The 17,083-nt window shown below is 71.0% G+C and carries 14 protein-coding genes; 4 read left to right on the top strand and 10 right to left on the bottom strand.

Annotated features, from left to right (window positions below; translation table 11 throughout):
* The 4 genes from EBL85_RS14545 to waaA all read left to right on the top strand — a co-directional run.
* Positions 1 to 762, top strand: a 762-nt coding sequence (locus tag EBL85_RS14545) for an ATP-binding protein (RefSeq protein WP_255419404.1), incomplete at its 5' end; no start/stop codon positions are given.
* A gap of 18 nt (positions 763 to 780) precedes the next feature.
* Complete coding sequence (locus EBL85_RS14540) at positions 781 to 3,294, top strand: EAL domain-containing protein (RefSeq protein ID WP_123143275.1); 2,514 nt, start codon at positions 781 to 783, stop codon at positions 3,292 to 3,294.
* Between the two features lie 31 nt (positions 3,295 to 3,325).
* A complete protein-coding gene (gene hldE, locus EBL85_RS14535; RefSeq protein WP_123139034.1) occupies positions 3,326 to 4,756 on the top strand; it encodes a bifunctional D-glycero-beta-D-manno-heptose-7-phosphate kinase/D-glycero-beta-D-manno-heptose 1-phosphate adenylyltransferase HldE in 1,431 nt (476 codons plus the stop codon).
* A complete protein-coding gene (gene waaA, locus EBL85_RS14530) occupies positions 4,749 to 6,062 on the top strand; it encodes a lipid IV(A) 3-deoxy-D-manno-octulosonic acid transferase (protein WP_123143274.1) in 1,314 nt (437 codons plus the stop codon). The genes hldE and waaA overlap by 8 nt, the downstream gene beginning before the upstream one ends.
* A 285-nt stretch (positions 6,063 to 6,347) precedes the next feature.
* Here waaA and EBL85_RS14525 read toward each other — a convergent pair whose 3' ends face one another.
* From EBL85_RS14525 to EBL85_RS14480, 10 genes are all read right to left on the bottom strand, one after another.
* Complete coding sequence (locus EBL85_RS14525; protein WP_123143273.1) at positions 6,348 to 6,902, bottom strand: MerR family transcriptional regulator; 555 nt, start codon at positions 6,900 to 6,902, stop codon at positions 6,348 to 6,350.
* A 71-nt stretch (positions 6,903 to 6,973) separates the two neighbouring features.
* Positions 6,974 to 7,141 (bottom strand): hypothetical protein, encoded by a 168-nt coding sequence (locus EBL85_RS17235; RefSeq protein ID WP_165913408.1) that lies wholly within the window; start codon positions 7,139 to 7,141, stop codon positions 6,974 to 6,976.
* Between the two features lie 968 nt (positions 7,142 to 8,109).
* A complete protein-coding gene (locus EBL85_RS14515; protein WP_123139023.1) occupies positions 8,110 to 8,691 on the bottom strand; it encodes an isochorismatase family protein in 582 nt (193 codons plus the stop codon).
* A gap of 159 nt (positions 8,692 to 8,850) precedes the next feature.
* Complete coding sequence (locus EBL85_RS14510; protein WP_123139022.1) at positions 8,851 to 9,516, bottom strand: protein-L-isoaspartate O-methyltransferase; 666 nt, start codon at positions 9,514 to 9,516, stop codon at positions 8,851 to 8,853.
* An 88-nt stretch (positions 9,517 to 9,604) separates the two neighbouring features.
* Positions 9,605 to 11,305 carry a cation:proton antiporter gene (locus EBL85_RS14505; protein ID WP_123139021.1) on the bottom strand — a complete coding sequence of 567 codons (1,701 nt, stop codon included), beginning with the start codon at positions 11,303 to 11,305 and terminating at the stop codon, positions 9,605 to 9,607.
* 99 nt (positions 11,306 to 11,404) lie between these two features.
* Entirely contained in the window at positions 11,405 to 11,791 is a 387-nt protein-coding gene (locus EBL85_RS14500) for a hypothetical protein (RefSeq protein WP_123139020.1), read from the bottom strand.
* Positions 11,792 to 11,871: 80 nt separating this feature from the next.
* Entirely contained in the window at positions 11,872 to 12,174 is a 303-nt protein-coding gene (locus tag EBL85_RS14495; protein WP_005223158.1) for a DUF3240 family protein, read from the bottom strand.
* Positions 12,171 to 15,272 (bottom strand): efflux RND transporter permease subunit, encoded by a 3,102-nt coding sequence (locus EBL85_RS14490; protein WP_123143272.1) that lies wholly within the window; start codon positions 15,270 to 15,272, stop codon positions 12,171 to 12,173. Before EBL85_RS14490 ends, EBL85_RS14495 begins: the two co-directional genes overlap by 4 nt.
* Positions 15,272 to 16,357, bottom strand: a complete 1,086-nt coding sequence (locus EBL85_RS14485; protein WP_123139018.1) for an efflux RND transporter periplasmic adaptor subunit — start codon at positions 16,355 to 16,357, stop codon at positions 15,272 to 15,274. Before EBL85_RS14485 ends, EBL85_RS14490 begins: the two co-directional genes overlap by 1 nt.
* Positions 16,354 to 17,083 (bottom strand): TolC family protein (locus EBL85_RS14480; RefSeq protein WP_148040559.1); only part of this gene is annotated, 730 nt, incomplete at its 5' end. The genes EBL85_RS14480 and EBL85_RS14485, both read right to left, overlap by 4 nt.

Below are 17,083 nucleotides of genomic sequence, written 5' to 3'. Positions count from 1 at the left end.
ATCTTGCGGACCTTCGGCGAGGTCTGTGGCCGGGCGCTGGCGCGCCAGCGCGAGCAGCGCCTGCTGCACCAGCGCGCCGCGCAGGAGCGCGCGCTGCTCGAACGGGCGCGATTGCGTCAGGTGGTGCACGAGACGGGCAACCCGCTGAGCATCGCCCAGAACTATCTCGAACTGCTCGCCCAGCGTCTTGCAGACGACGCCGAGGCCAATGCCGACCTGTTGGTGCTGCGCGAGGAGCTGGAACGGGTCGGGACCATCCTGGTGCGTCTGGTCGACGGCGACGAGGCCGCCGGCGACGGTGACGAGGGCGATCCGGCCGAGTCGTTGCGCCGGCTCGTCGGGGTGCTCGACCATGCGCTGTGTCGGCCGCGCGGGATCGCGTTCAGCTGTACCTGTCCCGACTCGCTGCCGCCGCTGCGTCTGGCGCGCGACGCCCTGCGTCAGGTGGTGGTCAATCTGGTGCGCAACGCCGCCGAGGCGCTGGGCGAGGGCGGACGGATCGAGGTGGCGCTGGAGGACCGGGTGCGGGTCGGCGGTCGCGCCCATGTCGAGCTGCGGGTCGAGGACGACGGCCCGGGGCTTGCCGCCGAACGGCTGGAGACCCTGTTCCAGCCGCAACAGAGCGCCAAGCCGGGACATGCCGGGGTGGGGCTGACCATCGTGCGTAATCTGGTCGAGGCGGCCGGAGGGCTGGTGAGCTGTCGCAGTCGGCCTGGCGCCGGCTGTCGCTTCCAGGTCCTGTTGCCGCTGCGCCGACCCTGAGCGAGGCGGAGCGAAGCGATGAGCGATCGACAACCCCCTTCCCCCGCGACGCTGGCCGAGGACGGCTGCCGGCGCCTGCTGGTGGTCGACGACGAGCCGCGCAGTCGCGCCAGCCTGGAGCGCCTGCTCGGGGCGCGGGGCTTCTCGGTGTGCGCCGTCGCCGGTGTCGCCGAGGCCCTGGCGCAGCTCGAGGGCGAGCGCTTCGACCTGATCCTGCTCGACCTGATCCTGCCGGTCGGCGACGGCGTGCAGGTACTCGACCGGCTCGCCGAGCGCGGCGAGGAGATCGCCGTGGTGGTGGTCAGCGCCACCCGCTCGGTGGCCGAGGCGACCCGCGCGCTGCGTCACGGCGCCTGTGACTTCGTCGCCAAGCCCTATCGGCTCGACACCCTGCTTGCGGCGATCGCGCGCGCCTGCGAGCGCGGCGCGCTGACCCGCGCCCAGGCGACCATGCAGGCGCGGCTGCGCGACTCCGAGCGTCTCCACCGCTTCCTGGTGCACGCCTCGCCCGACCTGGTCTTCCTGCTCAACGGCGCCGGCCGGGTGCGCTTCGTCAACGATCGGATCGCGGTGCTGTTGCAGCGCCGTCCCGAGAGCGTGCTCGAGCGCCCGCTGCTCGAACTGGTCGCGCCCGGCCATCGGGGTCGCGCCAGCGCCCTGCTGGATGAGCTGGGTGAGAGCGCCGAGGGGCGGGTGCGCGCCATCGAGCTGGAGCTGCTCGACGGCGCCGGCGGGCCGCCGTTGCCGGTCGAGATCAAGCTGCTCGCGCTCGGCGCCGGTACCGAGACGCCGGTCGGCGGCGAGGTCTTCGCGGTGGTCCGCGACCTCGCCGCGCACCGTCGCGCCGAGGAGGCGATGCGCCGCTCCTTCGACCTGCTCCACCACGTCATCGCCGCCAGCCCGGCGGTGGTCTATGCCCGCGAGCCGGGGCGCCCGGCGCGCTTCATCTTCGTCAGCGACAACCTCCGCCAGCTGCTCGGCTACGATCCCGAGCAACTGGTCAACGGCGCGCTGGTGTGGGAGGGGCTGGTACACCCGGAGGATCGCGCCGTGCTCGACGGCATGTTCGACGGCGATGCCGGGCGCGCGGCCAATGCCGAGTACCGCATGCGTCATCGCGACGGCGACTGGCGCTGGGTGCGCGACAGCGTGCGCCTGTTGTGCGACGGCAACGGTCGGGCGGTGGAGCTGGTCGGCTCCTGGCTCGACAACACCGAGGCCCACCGACTCTCCGAGGAGCTGCGCCGTCAGGCCAGTCTCGACGCGCTCACCGGGCTGCTCAACCGCAGCGCCTTCGAGCAGCGACTGCAGCGGGCGATCGAGGAGGCGCGGCGCGAGCGCCGCCAGCATGCGCTCTGCTATCTCGATCTCGATCAGTTCAAGGTGATCAACGACACCTGCGGGCACATCGCCGGCGACGCGGTGCTGCGCCAGCTCGCCCACGTGCTCGCCGCCTGCATCCGTCAGCAGGACACCCTGGCGCGGCTCGGCGGCGACGAGTTCGGGGTGCTGATGGAGGACTGCGAGCACGCCGGCGCGATCCGGGTCGCCGAGGCGCTGTGCAAGGCCGTCGGCGACTTCCACTTCGTCTGGGGCGACAAGCGCTTCCGGCTCGGCGTGAGCATCGGGCTGGTGTCGATCGACGCCGCCAGCGAGGGCCTGGTCTCGCTGCTCAGCGCCGCCGACAGCGCCTGTTATGCGGCCAAGGACGGCGGGCGCAACCGCATCCATGTCTATACCGCCGACGATGCCGAGCTGGCGCGCCGTCACGGCGAGATGCAGTGGGTGTCGCGGATCAACCTGGCGCTCGAGCAGGCGCGCTTCGGGCTCGCCTTCCAGCCGATCGTGCCGGTCAACGGCGACGGCGACGGCGCGCACTACGAGCTGCTGCTGCGGATGTACGACGACGACGGCGCGGCGGTGATGCCCGGCGCCTTCCTGCCCGCCGCCGAGCGCTATCACCTGATCGGGCGGATCGACGAGTGGGTGCTGGAGACGGCGCTCGCCTGGCTCGGCGATCACCCCGAGCATCTCGACGGTCTCAGCCTGTGCTCGATCAACCTCTCCGGTCACTCGCTGAGCGACCCCCAGCTGCTCGATCGCATCGCCATGCGGCTGCACCGCCACGAGGCCATCGCCGCCAAGCTCTGCTTCGAGGTCACCGAGACCGCGGCGATCTCCAACATGACCAACGCCGTCGAGTTCATCGAGGCGCTGCGCGCGCTCGGCTGTCGCTTCGCCCTCGACGACTTCGGCAGCGGGCTGTCCTCCTTCGCCTATCTGAAGAACCTGCCGGTCGACTTCATCAAGATCGACGGCATGTTCATCAAGGACATCGCCGTCAACCCGATCGCCCGCACCATGGTGCGCTCGATCAACGAGGTCGGTCAGGCGATGGGGATGCGCACCGTGGCCGAGTTCGTCGACGGCGAGGAGACGCTGGAGGTGCTGCGCGGCATCGGCGTCGATTACGCTCAGGGTTACGGCGTCGGTCGACCGCGCCCGATCGAGGAACTCGTGCGATCATGTTAGGGATCTGTCCCGTGCGATTGCGGAGTCCAGCTTGAGCCCGATCCCCCTTCCCGATCTCCCCGACTTCGGCCGCGCCAGCATCCTCGTGGCCGGCGATCTGATGCTCGACCGCTACTGGAGCGGCAGCACCCGTCGTATCTCGCCCGAGGCCCCGGTGCCGGTGGTGCGCATCGACGGGCGCGAGGACCGCCCCGGCGGTGCGGCCAACGTCGCGCTCAACCTCGCCGCGCTCGGCGTGCGCACCGCGCTGGCCGGGGTCACCGGTCGCGACGAGGCCGCCGAGTGCCTGAGCGCGCCGCTGCGCGAGGCCGGGGTCGCGCTGCACCTGCACCGTCGCGACGACGTGCCGACCATCACCAAGCTGCGGGTGCTCAGCCATCACCAGCAGCTCATCCGGCTCGACTTCGAGGAGCCGCTCGCGCCGCTGGCCGAGGACCCGCTGCCGGCGCTGGTCGAGGCCGCGCTGCCGCATCATCAGCTGCTGCTGCTCTCGGACTACGGCAAGGGCACCCTGGTCGACCCGCAGCGGCTGATCGAGCGCGCCCGCGCCCGTGGCCTGCCGGTGCTGGTCGACCCCAAGGGATCGGACTTCGCGCGCTATCGCGGCGCCACCCTGCTCACCCCCAATCGCGGCGAGCTGGAGGCGGTGGTCGGCGTCTGCGCCGACGACGCCACCCTGATCGCGCGCGCCGGGCGGCTGCGCGACGAGCTGGCGCTGGAGGCGCTGTTGGTGACCCTGGGCGAGCGCGGCATGTTGCTGCTCGCCGCCGGTGCCGAGGCGTTGCACCTGCCGACCCAGGCACGCGAGGTGTTCGACGTCACCGGTGCGGGCGATACCGTGATCGCCGCGCTCGCCGCCGCGCTCGCCGCCGGCATGCCGCTGCCCGCCGCCTGCGCCCTGGCCAACTGCGCCGCCGGGCTGGCGGTGGCCAAGCTCGGCACCGCCAGCGTCGGCGTGCGCGAACTGGCGCGCGCCTATCGCGGCGGCGAGTGGCGCACCCTGCTCGATCGCGACGCCCTGGTGCACACCGTGGCCGAGGCGCGCGCGCGCGGCGAGCGGGTGGTGATGACCAACGGCTGTTTCGACATCCTCCACGAGGGTCATGTCGCCTATCTGCAGCAGGCCCGCGCGCTCGGCGATCGGCTGGTGGTGGCGGTCAACGACGACGACTCGGTGCGCCGGCTCAAGGGCGAGGGGCGACCGATCAACGGCGTCGAGCAGCGCATGGCGGTGCTCGCCGGGCTGGCCTCGGTCGACTGGGTCTGTCCCTTCTCCGAGGACACCCCGGAGGCGCTGATCTGCGCCGTCGGCCCGGACGTGCTGGTCAAGGGCGGGGACTACCGCGTCGAGGAGATCGCCGGGGCCGACTGCGTGCGCGCGCGCGGCGGCGAGGTGCGGGTGCTCGACTTCCTGCCCGGGCGCTCGACCAGCCGGATCATCGGGGCGATCCGCGATGTCTGAGTCGGTGATCGAGGACCAACCCTCGTTCAGGGGGACACTGTTGCAACTGCTCTACACCCTGGTACTGCGTCTGACCCTGCCGCTGGTGCTGCTGCGCCTGGTGCTGCGCGGGCTGTCGCGACCGGCGCGCGAGCTGCGTCTCGGCGAACGGCTGGCGCGCGGCGTGCCCGCACCGCCGGTCGAGGTCTGGGTGCACGCCGTCTCGGTCGGCGAGGTGCTGGCCGCGCGCGGGCTCATCAACCACCTGCTCGCGCGTACCCCGACCTGTCGGGTGCTGGTCACCACCACCACCCCGACCGGGGCCGAGCGGCTGCACGCACTGTTCGGCGAGCGGGTGGCGCACCGCTACACCCCCTACGACCTGCCCGGCGTGCAGGCGCGCTTCCTCGATCAGGCGCGTCCCCGGCTGCTGATCGTCATCGAGACCGAGATCTGGCCGAACATGCTCGACGCCTGCGCCGAGCGCGGCATCCCCTCGCTGCTGGTCAATGCCCGACTGTCGGCGCGCTCGGCGCGTGGCTATGCCCAGCTCGGCCGGCTCACTGCGCCGACGCTGCGCCGCTTCGCGCTGATCGCCGCCCAGGGGCGCGGCGACGCGCGGCGCTTCAACGCGCTCGGCGCCGAGCCCGAGCGGGTGCGGGTGACCGGCTCGGTCAAGTTCGACGTCGCCGACGACCCCGAACGCGAGACCCGCAGCGCCGAGCTGCGCGCGCACTGGGGCGAGGGGCGTCCGCTGTGGATCGCCGCCAGCACCCACGAGGGCGAGGAGGCGCGGGTGCTCGCCGCCCACCGCCGCGTGCTCGAACACCACCCCGAGGCGCTGCTGGTGCTGGTGCCGCGCCACCCCGAGCGCTTCGATCAGGTCGCCGCGCTGGTCGAGACCCACGGCTTTCGCCTGGCGCGCCGTACCGATCCCGACGCCGATGTGAGCGAGGCCCAGGTCCTGCTCGGCGACACCATGGGCGAGTTGGCGGGGCTGATCGCCGCCGTCGACGTCGCCTTCATCGGCGGCTCGCTGGTGCCGGTCGGCGGTCACAACCTGCTCGAGGCCGCCGTCGCCGGGGTGCCGGCGCTGGTCGGCCCGCACACCTTCAACTTCGCCGAGATCACCACCCGCCTGATCGGCCTCGGCGGCTGCGCCCGGGTCGCCGACAGCGAGGCCCTGGCCGCGCGCCTCACCGACTGGCTCGCCGCCCCCGAGCGCCGCGCCGCGATCGGCGCCAACGGCCGCGCCTTCGTCGAGGCCAATCGCGGCGCGCTGGCGCGGTTGATCGGGTTGGTCGAGGGGTATTTGCCGAAGGGGTGAGCATGGGGCCTCAGACCATGGCCGTCTGGAGATGTTCTGCGGATGAGCAATGATGATCTGGGCCGCATGACGCAAGCGGCGAGGGCGACCAACTCTTCCCCGATCATGAGGACGATGATGGCCCAGGTCACGATGAAGGTCGTGAGCGAGCGAAGGGGCTGTTTGTTCTTGCGTCTCCTGGCTCCTTATGGGTTCGGGTTTGTCGGTCGCCGAAAGACCGGTGCTTCGGTGGCCGGACGTCCATGCCCTGCGTCCGTTTCGACCGGGGCGAATGGGGGCATGCGTTCAATCCGGCGTCTGTGGATCGGGCTCGCTCGACCAGGCGCGGATGGCGGCAATCTCGTCGGCCTCGATCCCGAGCGAGACGAGGAAGGCCTCATGCGCCTCTGGCGCCTGGCCTTCGAAGGCGCGATGCCAGCGCCGCATACCCTGTTCGTCGAGTCCGGCGGCGCGGAGCATCGAGACCCACAGCGCCTTGTCGACCAGGGGGACGTCCAGTGCCTGGGCGTCGGTCTGAAGCAGACGCAGGATGAGCCGCTGCTGGTCGCGCAGCTGCTCGATCTCGCGGTTGATGGCGAGGAGTCTGCCTTCGAGTATCGGTCGCAGTCCCTCGCCCTCGTGCCGCAGCAGCTCGGCGATGGTCTCCAGTGCCAGACCGGTCGCCCGGTAGGCACGGATCTTTTCGAGCCGTTCGAGATCGCGCTCCGAATAGAGTCGATAGCGGGCGGCGCTGCGGCCGCTCGGGACCAGCAGCCCGATGGCGTCGTAATGGAGGAGGGTGCTGCGCGCCAGGCCGAAACGGCGGGCGACCTGTCCGATGGTCCAGGTTCTAGCGGTCATGATGCGGGTCCGGCAAGGGGTCTGACGCGAGCGGCCGAGCGTGTCGCCCGGCCGCTCTCGCTCTGGTGCGATCAGCTCGCGCGGATGCGGCGGATCTCGTCGGGCGGGACGTTCAGCCATTCGAGGAAGGACTGGTGCCCGTCCGGATAACGGGTCTCGAAGCAGCGATGCCAGCGCTGCATGCCGTCTTCATCGATCCCGATCTCCTTGAGCAGCTCGATCCACTGGTCTTTGGTCATCTCGGTTCTCCGTGTGTGGGTTGCAGGACGCGCGCCCGATTCAGCGGCGTCGGGGAAGAGCATCGACCCTGAAGCCGTCGTCGGGTCAAGGCCTTCACACGCCATTCGGGTGCGCCCCTCATGTCCTCCGTTCCGCGGGCTGCAAGAGCATTCAAGACGAAGGGGGCGCACCGGCCACCGTCTCTTCCTTGCGCAACGGAAAAGGGTGGAACCATGGGCACCATTCACGGCGATTCGGCGCGCGAGGCCGAGCGTCTCTCGGGTCAGGCGGCGATCCTGCGTCCGCCGCCTCCGCTTCCCGGCCGGCAGCCGGGAAGCGGCAGCGGTCGGCAGAGCCTGGCCCTGCTGGAGCACGACCCCGGCACCCATCCGATCTGTCTGGACGTCGATACCGGTCAGCTGGATCTGGCCCGGGAGCGTCTCGCCGGATGGGAACGGAGCCTTGGCTTCGTCCATGGCGATCTGAACATGGACCCCTTGACCGGGGGGGCTTCGATCATGCCATCGCCGTGGCCTATCTGCCGGGCGGCATGTCCGAAACCTGGACGCCTTCGCGGGTGGAGATGGTCAGGATCGTTTGTACCCTCGTCGCCGCGCTCGGGATGGCGCTGTTGGAAAACGCCCTGCGCCATGCCGGTCCTGGTCATCTGCGGGTGCGATTGCAGCAGGTGGACGGCGTCTGTCGACGGAGGTGGAGGATCGTGGTCCCGGTATCGACAGCGCGCTGGCCGCCGACATCTTCGAGGCCTTTCGCCGTGGCGGTCCCAACCATCGAGTCTGGGAGGACGTTCATTGGTGATTTCCTGGCCGCTGCGCGCGCATCGGTAAGAGGCTCCGCAGCCTAGCCGTCACGTCCGCCGAGACGAGGATCGTCTGATGCTCGACCATCTCTTCCGATGGGGCTGCGCTCGGCGTCCGGACGCAAGCCACCGATGGTTGATGGCTTGCGTCTGTTCCCATCCCCCGCTCTATTCCTTGAACAACGACCAGACGGCGCGGAACTGCTCGTCGGATGAGTCGCCCAGCCATTCGAAGCCGACCGATTCGGTGCACACCACCTGGATGCCGCAGTGGCGCATGCGTTCGAGCACGTTCTGCTTGTAGGCGGGGTGGCGCGAGATGATGCCGTCGGCGGGCACGAACACCTGATAGCCCCAGCGCTGCAGCCCGGAGACGGTCTGCACGATGCAGATGTGCGCCTCCATGCCCACCACCACCAGTTGGCGCCGCTCCGGCGAGGCGGAGATGTTGCGCTCGAAGCCGGGGGCGGTACAGCAGGAGAAGGCGGTCTTCTCGGTCGGTTCGGCCGCCTCGGGCAGCGCCTCGCGGATCGGTGCGATGATCGGCCCGAGCCCGCGCGAGTTGTGCTGGGTGGCGATCACCGGGATGTCGAGCGTCTTGGCGGCGCTGATCAGCCGCTGGATGTTGGCGGTGACGCCCTCGAGTTCGTCGCGCGGCATCGCCGCGGCGAGCCGTTCCTGGGCGTCGATGATCAGGAGCTGGGAGAAGTCGCGCTGACACAGCGGCATCTGCGCCTGGTGGATACTCATCTCGTCCGTCCTCCGCACTGCATGATTGTGTTGTGCTTCGATGCGAATCCGCCGCTCGGCGGAACACGGAGTGTGCGCTGCAAGCGGCGCCGGGTTCAAGATCTTTGCGGGAAGGGAGAGCGGGCGGACGCCCGGGCGGGCGTCCGCGAGGGGGGGGCGTCAGAAGACGAACTGCTCGCGCGCCGGGGCGTTGCGCAGCGTCCCGGCCAGGGTCTCGAACAGCGGCTCGCGCTGATAGTCCTGGCCGCCGCCGCGGGTGATCAGCACCGCCTCCATCACCGGCGCCTCGCCGAGGATGCAGCACAGTCGGCCGCCGAGCGCGAGCTGCGACTGCAGCGCGTCCAGCGCGCTGTCGCTCGGCAGTGCGCCGTTGAGCAGGATGGCGTCGAAGGGGCCGCCCTCGATCGGCCCGGCGAGACCGTCGGCGGCGCGGATCTCGACACGCTCGGTGCCGAGCTCGGCGAGGTGGGCGCGGGCGATCTCGGCCTGCTCGGGGTCGATCTCGAGACTGAGCACCTGGGCGCCGAGCGCGGCCAGACAGGCGGTGGCGTAACCGCTGCCGGTGCCGATCTCGAGCACGCGCTCGTCGGGCTGTACCGCCAGCGCCTGGAGCATGCGCGCGGTCACCCGGGGCGGCAGCATGTGGCCGCCGTTGGCCAGCGGCACCTCGATATCGGCATAGGCAAGCCCCTGATAGCCGTCGGGCACGAAACGCTCGCGCCCGATCTCGGCCATTGCCCCCAGCACCCGCTCGTCCAGGACGTTCCATGGACGGATCTGCTGCTGGATCATGTTGAAGCGCGCAAGCGCGTTAGGGCTCTCCACGGCACGAGGACCTCGCTGATGAATGATTGGCTAGACCCTACAAATTAACGTTTGGTCCGGACGAGGGCAAATGGCCCCCGTGTACGCCTCATTCGGCCATCGGCGCATAGCCCTGGCTGCGCACGCCCTGGAGCAGTTCGTCGACGTCGTCGGTGGGGACGCCGAGCATCTGCAGCGCCTCGGCGCCGAGGCGCAGGCTGCTCTCGATCGCCTCGGGGTAGGCGTGGGTGGCGCCGGCGCGGATCAGGTTGCCGCAGGCCTCGAGGTCGCGGGCACGGGCGATCACCGGGACGTGCGGATGGGCGGTGCGGATGTGCGAGACGGCGCGCAGCGCCGAGGGGCCGTGGTCGATGGTGAGGATCACCAGCGCGGCGCGCTCGACCTGGGCGGCGGTGAGCAGCTCGATGTCGCCGATGTCGCCGTAGAACACCGGGCGCTGGTCGCGCTCGCCGCGCTCGACGTGTGCGGGGTTGGTGTCGAAGCAGATGAAGGGGATCTGGTTGGCCTCGAGCATGGTGGCGATGGTGTGACCGACCCGGCCATAACCGGCGATCACCACCCGCCCCTGGGGGACGACCCCGGTGGTGGCATAGTCGAAGCTCGTCTGGCTCGTCGTCCGTCGCTCGGCGCGGCGCGCCAGCAGGTCGCCGAGGCGCACCAGCAGTGGGGTGATCAGCATCCCCACCGAGATCACGCTGACCGCCACGGCGAAGGTGGTGTCGTCGATCACCCCCAGTGCCTTGGCCGCACCGAACAGCACGAAGCCGAACTCGCCGCTCTGCGCCAGCATGAAGGCGACCCGGGTGGCCACGCCGCGCGGCAGCCCGAAGGCCAGCGCGATCAGGAACAGCACCAGCAGCTTGATGCCGACGATCACCACCACGTGCTGGGCGAGCAGCAGCGGCTGGGCGGCGATCGCCGGCAGATCGATCGACATCCCCACGGCGACGAAGAACAGGCTCATCAGCAGCCCCTTGAAGGGCTCGATATGGGCCTGGATCTGGAAGCTGAAGCGCGAGGTCGACAGCAGCATGCCCATCAGGAAGGCGCCGAGCGCCATCGACAGCCCGGCCTCGTGCATCGCCCCGGCGGCGAGGAAGACGGCGAGCATCACCACCAGGGCGAAGGCCTCGCGGTTGCCCTGGCGCAGCAGTCGCGCCAGCGCGAAGGGCACCACATAACGCCCGAAGACGACGATCAGCCCGACCATGCCGACGACGATCAGCAGCTGCTCGCCGAAGGGCACCGAGGAGGACAGGGTGCCGCGATCGGAGAGCAGCGGCACGATCGCCAGCAGCGGCACCACCGCCAGGTCCTGCATCAGCAGCACCGCGAAGGCGGTGGTGCCGTGACGGGTGGCGATGTCGCCGCGCTCGTGCAACAGCTGCATCACCAGCGCGGTGGAGGAGAGCGCGAAGGTCAGACCGATCAGCAGGCTGACCTGCCAGGAGGGGGCGTAGAAGACGCTGTAGGCGGCGATCGCCAGCCCACTGAGGAGGATCTGCGCGGTGCCCAGGCCGAACACCTCGCGGCGCAACGACCACAGCCGCTTGGGCTTCATCTCCAGCCCGATGAGAAACAGCAGCAGCACCACGCCCAGCTCGGTGAAGTGACGCACGTCCTCGACGTGTGCGGTGACGTAGGGACCGGGCGAGTGTGGCCCGACCACGATTCCGGCCACCAGCAGGCCGAGGATCGAGCCCAGCCCCAGGTGCTTGAACAGGGTGACGGTGATCGCCGCCACGCTGAGCAGCACGATTGCGGAGATGACGAAGCTGTTCAGTTCCATGGCGGAACTTTATCAAGATCCGCCATGCGAGGGTTAACGCCGTGTGCGTGGCGCCGGGCGTCGACGACTGCCGGTCGTGCCGGCGTGCCGGGACGCCGTTCAGCCCAGCGGGGCCGATCCTGCCAGATGGATCACCCGCACGCTGCCGTCGCTCGGCGGCGCGACCTCGAGATGGGTGTTGAAGTGCGCCGAGAGCGCCTGGCGGTTGCGACGCATCGGTGCCACGTCGCGCTCGGCGAGCACCTGTCCCTGGGCGTCGAGCACCTGGACGCGGATCGCGCCGGGGACGGCGCCGCGGTGCGGGATGCGCTGGGCGAGGGTGCCGTGGACGTGTACGCCGCTGGTCTCGGTCTCGGCCTGGACCAGACCGAAGGCGACCCGCGCCGAGTCGACGGTGTCGACGCGCGGGCGCTCGGCGGCGAGTGGCAGGGTGGAGACGGCGAGCAGGGCGATCGCGAGCAGCCGGGCGGTGTGTGCGTGTTTCATCGGTCTTGACCTCGTTGGAGTGACTGGTGGCGGTCGACGACCGCCGGATCCGTGGCCGTCCTGGCCGGGTTCGGTGATGGCTAGAGGCGCCCGTACTCGAGTACCGGCACCAGCCAGTGATGGATGCCGCTGCCACCGAAGTCGGTGTGCAGCGCCACCAGCACCGCGCGCGCGGTCTCGGGCGGCAGGTGGATCAGGTACATCACCCGCTTGCTGTGCCCGGCGACCTGCTCGGCGAGCGAGAGCGAGTGCTCGGAGGCGCCGTGACCGGCCGCCGGCACGCTGGTGAAGCCCGGCACCTCGGGGCGTTCGAGCAGCCACTCGGCGAGGGCCTCGGCCGCCGCCGGAGGGACGACCAGATAGAGCAGGGTGTGATCGGTCATGCCTCGGACCTCACGTCGGTGGGCGTGCCTGGTGTCGGTGGGGCGCCGAAGCGGCGATAGAGGATCGGCAGCAGGATCAGCGTCAGCGCGGTGGCCGAGACCAGGCCGCCGACCACCACGATCGCCAGCGGGCGCTGGATCTCGGAACCGGGTCCGGTGGCGAACAGCAGCGGCACCAGCCCGAAGGCGGCGATGCTGGCGGTCATCAGCACCGGTCGCAGCCGGCGCTGCGCGCCCTCCACCACCACCTGTCCGAGCGGGTGACCGAGGGTGCGCAACTGGTTGAAGTAGGTGACCATCACCACGCCGTTGAGCACCGCGATGCCGAGCAGGGCGATGAAGCCGACCGAGGCCGGCACCGACAGGTACTCGCCGGTGAGCGCCAGCGCGAACACCCCGCCGATCAGCGCGAAGGGCACGTTGGAGAGCACCAGCAGCGCCTGACGTACCGAGCCGAAGGTGGAGAACAGCACCAGGAAGATCAGCCCCAGCGCCACCGGCACCACCAGCGCCAGGCGCGCGGCGGCGCGTTGCTGGTTCTCGAACTCGCCGCCCCACTCCAGCCAGTAGCCGTCGGGCAGGTCGACGCGCTCGGCGACCGCCGCCCTGGCCTCCTCGACGAAGCCGACCAGGTCGCGGCCGCTGACGTTGGCGATGGCCACCGCGAGCTGGTTGCCGCGCTCGCGCGAGATCGCCACCGGGCCCTCGACGCGCTCGACGCGCACCAGGTTGGTCAGCGGCACGGCCCGCCCGTCGGGCAGGCTGATCTGCAGCGCCGCCAGTCGGGTCGGCGCGGAGCGTGCGCTCTCGGGGCCGCGGATCATCAGTGGCAGCCGCCTGGCATCGCGGTAGATGGTGCCGACGCGCAGCCCCTCGATCTGGGCGCGCAGCAGGCTCGCCAGGGCGTCGGCGTCGATGCCGAGTCGCCCGGCCTCGAGGCGGTCGATCTCCAGGTTGAGGTATTGCGCGCCCTCGTTGCGCGGGGTGTAGACGTCCTCGGCGCCGGGCAGCGATTCGAGTACGCCGACGACGGCCTCGGCGGTGGCGTTGAGGCCGTCCTGATCGGTGCCGAAGATCTTCACCGCCAGGTCGCCGCGCACGCCGGTGAGCATCTCCGAGACGCGCATCTCGATCGGCTGGGTGAAGGCGTAACCGAGCCCGGGGAAGCCGTCGAGCACCGCGCGGATGGCGTCGACCAGGGCATCCTTGGTGGCGAAGCGCCACTCCTCGCGCGGCGCGAGCACCAGGAAGCTGTCGGTCTGGTTGAGCCCCATGGGGTCGAGCCCGAGTTCGTCGGAGCCGGTGCGGGCGACGATCGCCCGCACCTCGGGGACCTGGTCGAGGATGGCGCGCTGCACCCGCTGGTCGATGGCGATCGACTCGTCGAGGGTGATCGAGGGCAGCTTCTCGAGCTGCACGATCAGGTCGCCCTCGTCGAGCGTCGGCATGAACGACTTGCCGACCTGGGTGTAGACCGCCCCGGCGGCGAGCAGCAGCGCCAGCGCCGCGCCCACCACCACCCGGGCGTGACTCAGCGCCCAGTCGAGCAGCGGGCCATAGAGCCGGGCGAGCTGGCGCGGCAGCCAGGGGTCGCGATGGGCGCCGGCGCCGAGCAGGAAGGAGGAGAGCACCGGGATCACCGTCAGCGCCAGCAGCAGCGAGCTGGCGAGCGCGAACACGATGGTCAGCGCCACCGGCACGAACAGCTTGCCCTCGAGCCCCTGCAGGGTGAGCAGCGGCAGGAAGACGATGATGATGATGAGGATGCCCGAGGCGACCGGCACCGAGACCTCGCGCACCGCGCGATAGATCAGGTGCAGTCGCGGCAGCCGGCCGCCGCCGCCGCCGCGGGCGAGCTGGGTGACCACGTTCTCGACCACCACCACCGCGGCGTCGACCAGCATGCCGATGGCGATCGCCAGGCCGCCGAGCGACATCAGGTTGGCCGAGAGCCCGAACTGACGCATCAGGATGAAGGTGCCGAGCGCGGCCAGCGGCAGCACCAGGGCGACGGTGAGCGCCGCGCGCAGATCGCCGAGGAACAACACCAGCAGCACCACGACCAGTATCGTGGCCTCGATCAGCGCCTTGGAGACGGTGTGCACCGCGCGCCCGACGAGCTTGCCGCGATCGTAGAAGACCTCGACCCGCACCCCATCGGGCAACCCCGGGGCGAGTGCGTCGAGCTTGGCCTGGACGCCCTCGATCAGGGTGCGCGCGTTGGCCCCGCGCAGCCCCAGCACCAGTCCCTCGACGGTCTCGCCGGCGCCGTTGCGCGTGACCGCGCCGTAGCGGGTGAGCGCCGAGCGGCGGACCTCGGCGACATCGGCCATCCGCACCGGCTCGCGGGCGTCGGCGACCACCACCACGGCGGCGAGGTCGGCGAGGGTCTGGATCGCGCCCTCGCTGCGCACCAGCAACGTCTCCTCGCCCTCGTCGAGCCGTCCGGCGCCGTCGTTGCGGTTGTTGCGTTCGAGCGCCGCGCGCAGGTCGGCGAGCTGGATGCCGCGGGCGGCCATGCGGGCGTTGTCGGGGACCACCTCGAAGGTGGTGACATAGCCGCCGAGGGCGTTGACCTCGGCCACCCCGGGCACCGAGCGCAGCGCCGGGCGGATGGTCCAGTCGAGCAGATCGCGGCGTTCGGCGAGCGACAGGTCGCCGCCCTCGATGCTGAACATGAACATCTCGCCCAGCGGCGTGGTCATCGGCGCGATGCCGCCGGAGAGCCCGCTGGGCAGGTCGTCCCAGACGCCGTTGAGGCGCTCGGCGACCTGCTGGCGTGCCCAGTAGATGTCGGTGCCCTCGGCGAAGTCGATGGTGATGTCGGTGAGGCCGTACTTGGCCACCGAGCGCAGCATGGTCTGGTCGGGGATGCCGAGCAGCTCCACCTCGATGCGGCTGGTGATGCGCTCGGCGACCTCCTCGGGGGTCATTCCCGGGGCCTTGACGATGATCTTGACCTGGGTGGTCGAGACGTCGGGGAAGGCATCGATCGGGGTCTGCTGGATGGCCTGCCAGCCGCCGCCGATCAGCGCCAGCATCGCCAGCAGCATCAGCAACCGCTGGGTGAGCGCGAATTGGATCAGGCGCGCGAGCATCACTCGCCTCCCTGCCAGGCGGCCTTGATCGCGATCACGCCGGTCACCGCGACGCGGTCGTCGGCGCCGAGCGCGCCGCCGACCACCACCTGGTCGTCGGTCGCGCCGAGCAGCTCGACCGGCTGCGGCGCAAAGCCGCCGTCGCGGGCGACGAACACCAGGGTGGTGTCACCGTCGCGCACCAGTGCCGCGGCCGGCAGTCGCCAGCCGGCGCCGGTGGCGCGGGCGAGCTGGACCTCGATGAACTGTCCCGGGCGCAGCTCGGTGCCGGGGTCGTTGATCGCGGCGCGGACCAGCACGCCCTGGTCGAGTGCGTGGACCTGACGGCCGACGGTGGTGATCACCGCCTCGCGCGCCAGCGCCGGCAGGTGCACGCGACTGCCGGGGGCGAGGCCGTCGAGTTCGTCGAGCGGCACGTGGATCTCCAGCCACAAGGGATCGAGCTGGCCGATGCGATAGAGCGGGGCGGCCTGGGCCACCGATTCGCCGGTGTCGACCAGCTGCTCGAGCACCACCCCGGAGATCGGCGCGCGCACGCTGAGGGTGCTGGTGAGGGTGTGGTTGCGGTCGAGCTCGGCGAGCTCGGTCTCGGCAAAGCCGGCGAGCCGCAGTAGCTGACGCTGTTGCTCGACCTGGGTGGCGAGTTCGCGCTGGGTGGCCTCGCGTTCGCGCAGCCGCCGCTCGGCGATCACCCCCTCGCGATGGAGCTGACGGTCGCGGGCGAGTTCGCCCTCGGCCAGCTCCAGACGGATCAGCGCCTCGAGATACTGACGCTGGATATCGACCAGCGCGGGGCTACGCAGCTCGGCGAGCAGGTCGCCGGCGGCGACCCGGTCGCCCTCGGCCACGGCCAGGCGTTCGAGCACGCCGTCCTGGCGCGCGGCGACCACCCGCAGTTGTGGGTTGGGGACGCGGACCTCGGCCGGATAACGGCGCCCGAGGCTGTGCTCGACCGCCTCGGGGGCGACCAGCTCGATCCCGAAGGCGGCCTGCGCCGCCGCGTCGAGGGCGATCGGCGCGGCGGCCTGGACCAGCACCGGGAGCAGCAACAGGGGCGCCAGGGCGTGGCGGGAGAAGCGATTCATTGGGGGATGACTCCGAGTGCCTGATTGAGTCGGGCCTGGGCGCGCCCCAGCTCCAGCCGGCGCAGTGCCAGATCGAGGCTGGCGACGCGGGCGCTGGCCTGGGTGCGCAGCAGATCGGTGAGGTCGCGCTCGCCGAGGTCGAAGGCGCGTCGTCCCAGCTGCAGCGCTTGCTGGGCGAGGGCGTGGCGCCGTTCGGCGACGGTGAGCGCGGTGGCCGCGCCCTCGCGGGCGAGCTGGGCGGCGATCAGGGTGCGCTCGGCGGCGAGTCGGGCACGCTGCAGGTCGGTGGCGCGCTCGGTATAGCCGCGCTCGGCGCGGGCCAGCGCCGGGGCCGACTGGCTGGCGAGTCCGAAGGGCAGACTGATCTCGAGCTGCAGCGAGTCGGCGGTGTCGGCGCCGCGGACCTCGCGGGCGCGCTTGCCGCCGACGCTGAGCACCGGGTTGCCGCGCCGCTCGCGCTGGGCCTGTTCGCGCTCGGCGCGGGCCAGCGCCAGGGCGCTGTCGGCGTCCTCGAGCAGCGGGTGGTCGGTGGGCAGTGCGTCGGTGCTGGCGGGCGTCTCGCGCAGCGGTTCGGGCAGCGTCTGCAGGCCGGTGAGTTGGCGATAGTCGGCGAGTGCGCGATCGTGTTCGAGCTGCGCGTCGCGCAGCTCGGCCTCGCGCTCGAGCGTCTGCTGGCGGGCGACCAGCAGGTCGACCCGCGCCAGCTCGCCGGCACCGACCCGCTTG

Source organism: Marichromatium sp. AB32 (genome assembly GCF_003718675.1).
In the GTDB taxonomy this organism is placed as follows: domain Bacteria; phylum Pseudomonadota; class Gammaproteobacteria; order Chromatiales; family Chromatiaceae; genus Marichromatium; species Marichromatium gracile.
Note: the sequence above shows the minus strand (reverse complement) of the source record. Positions and strands in the feature narration are given on the sequence as shown.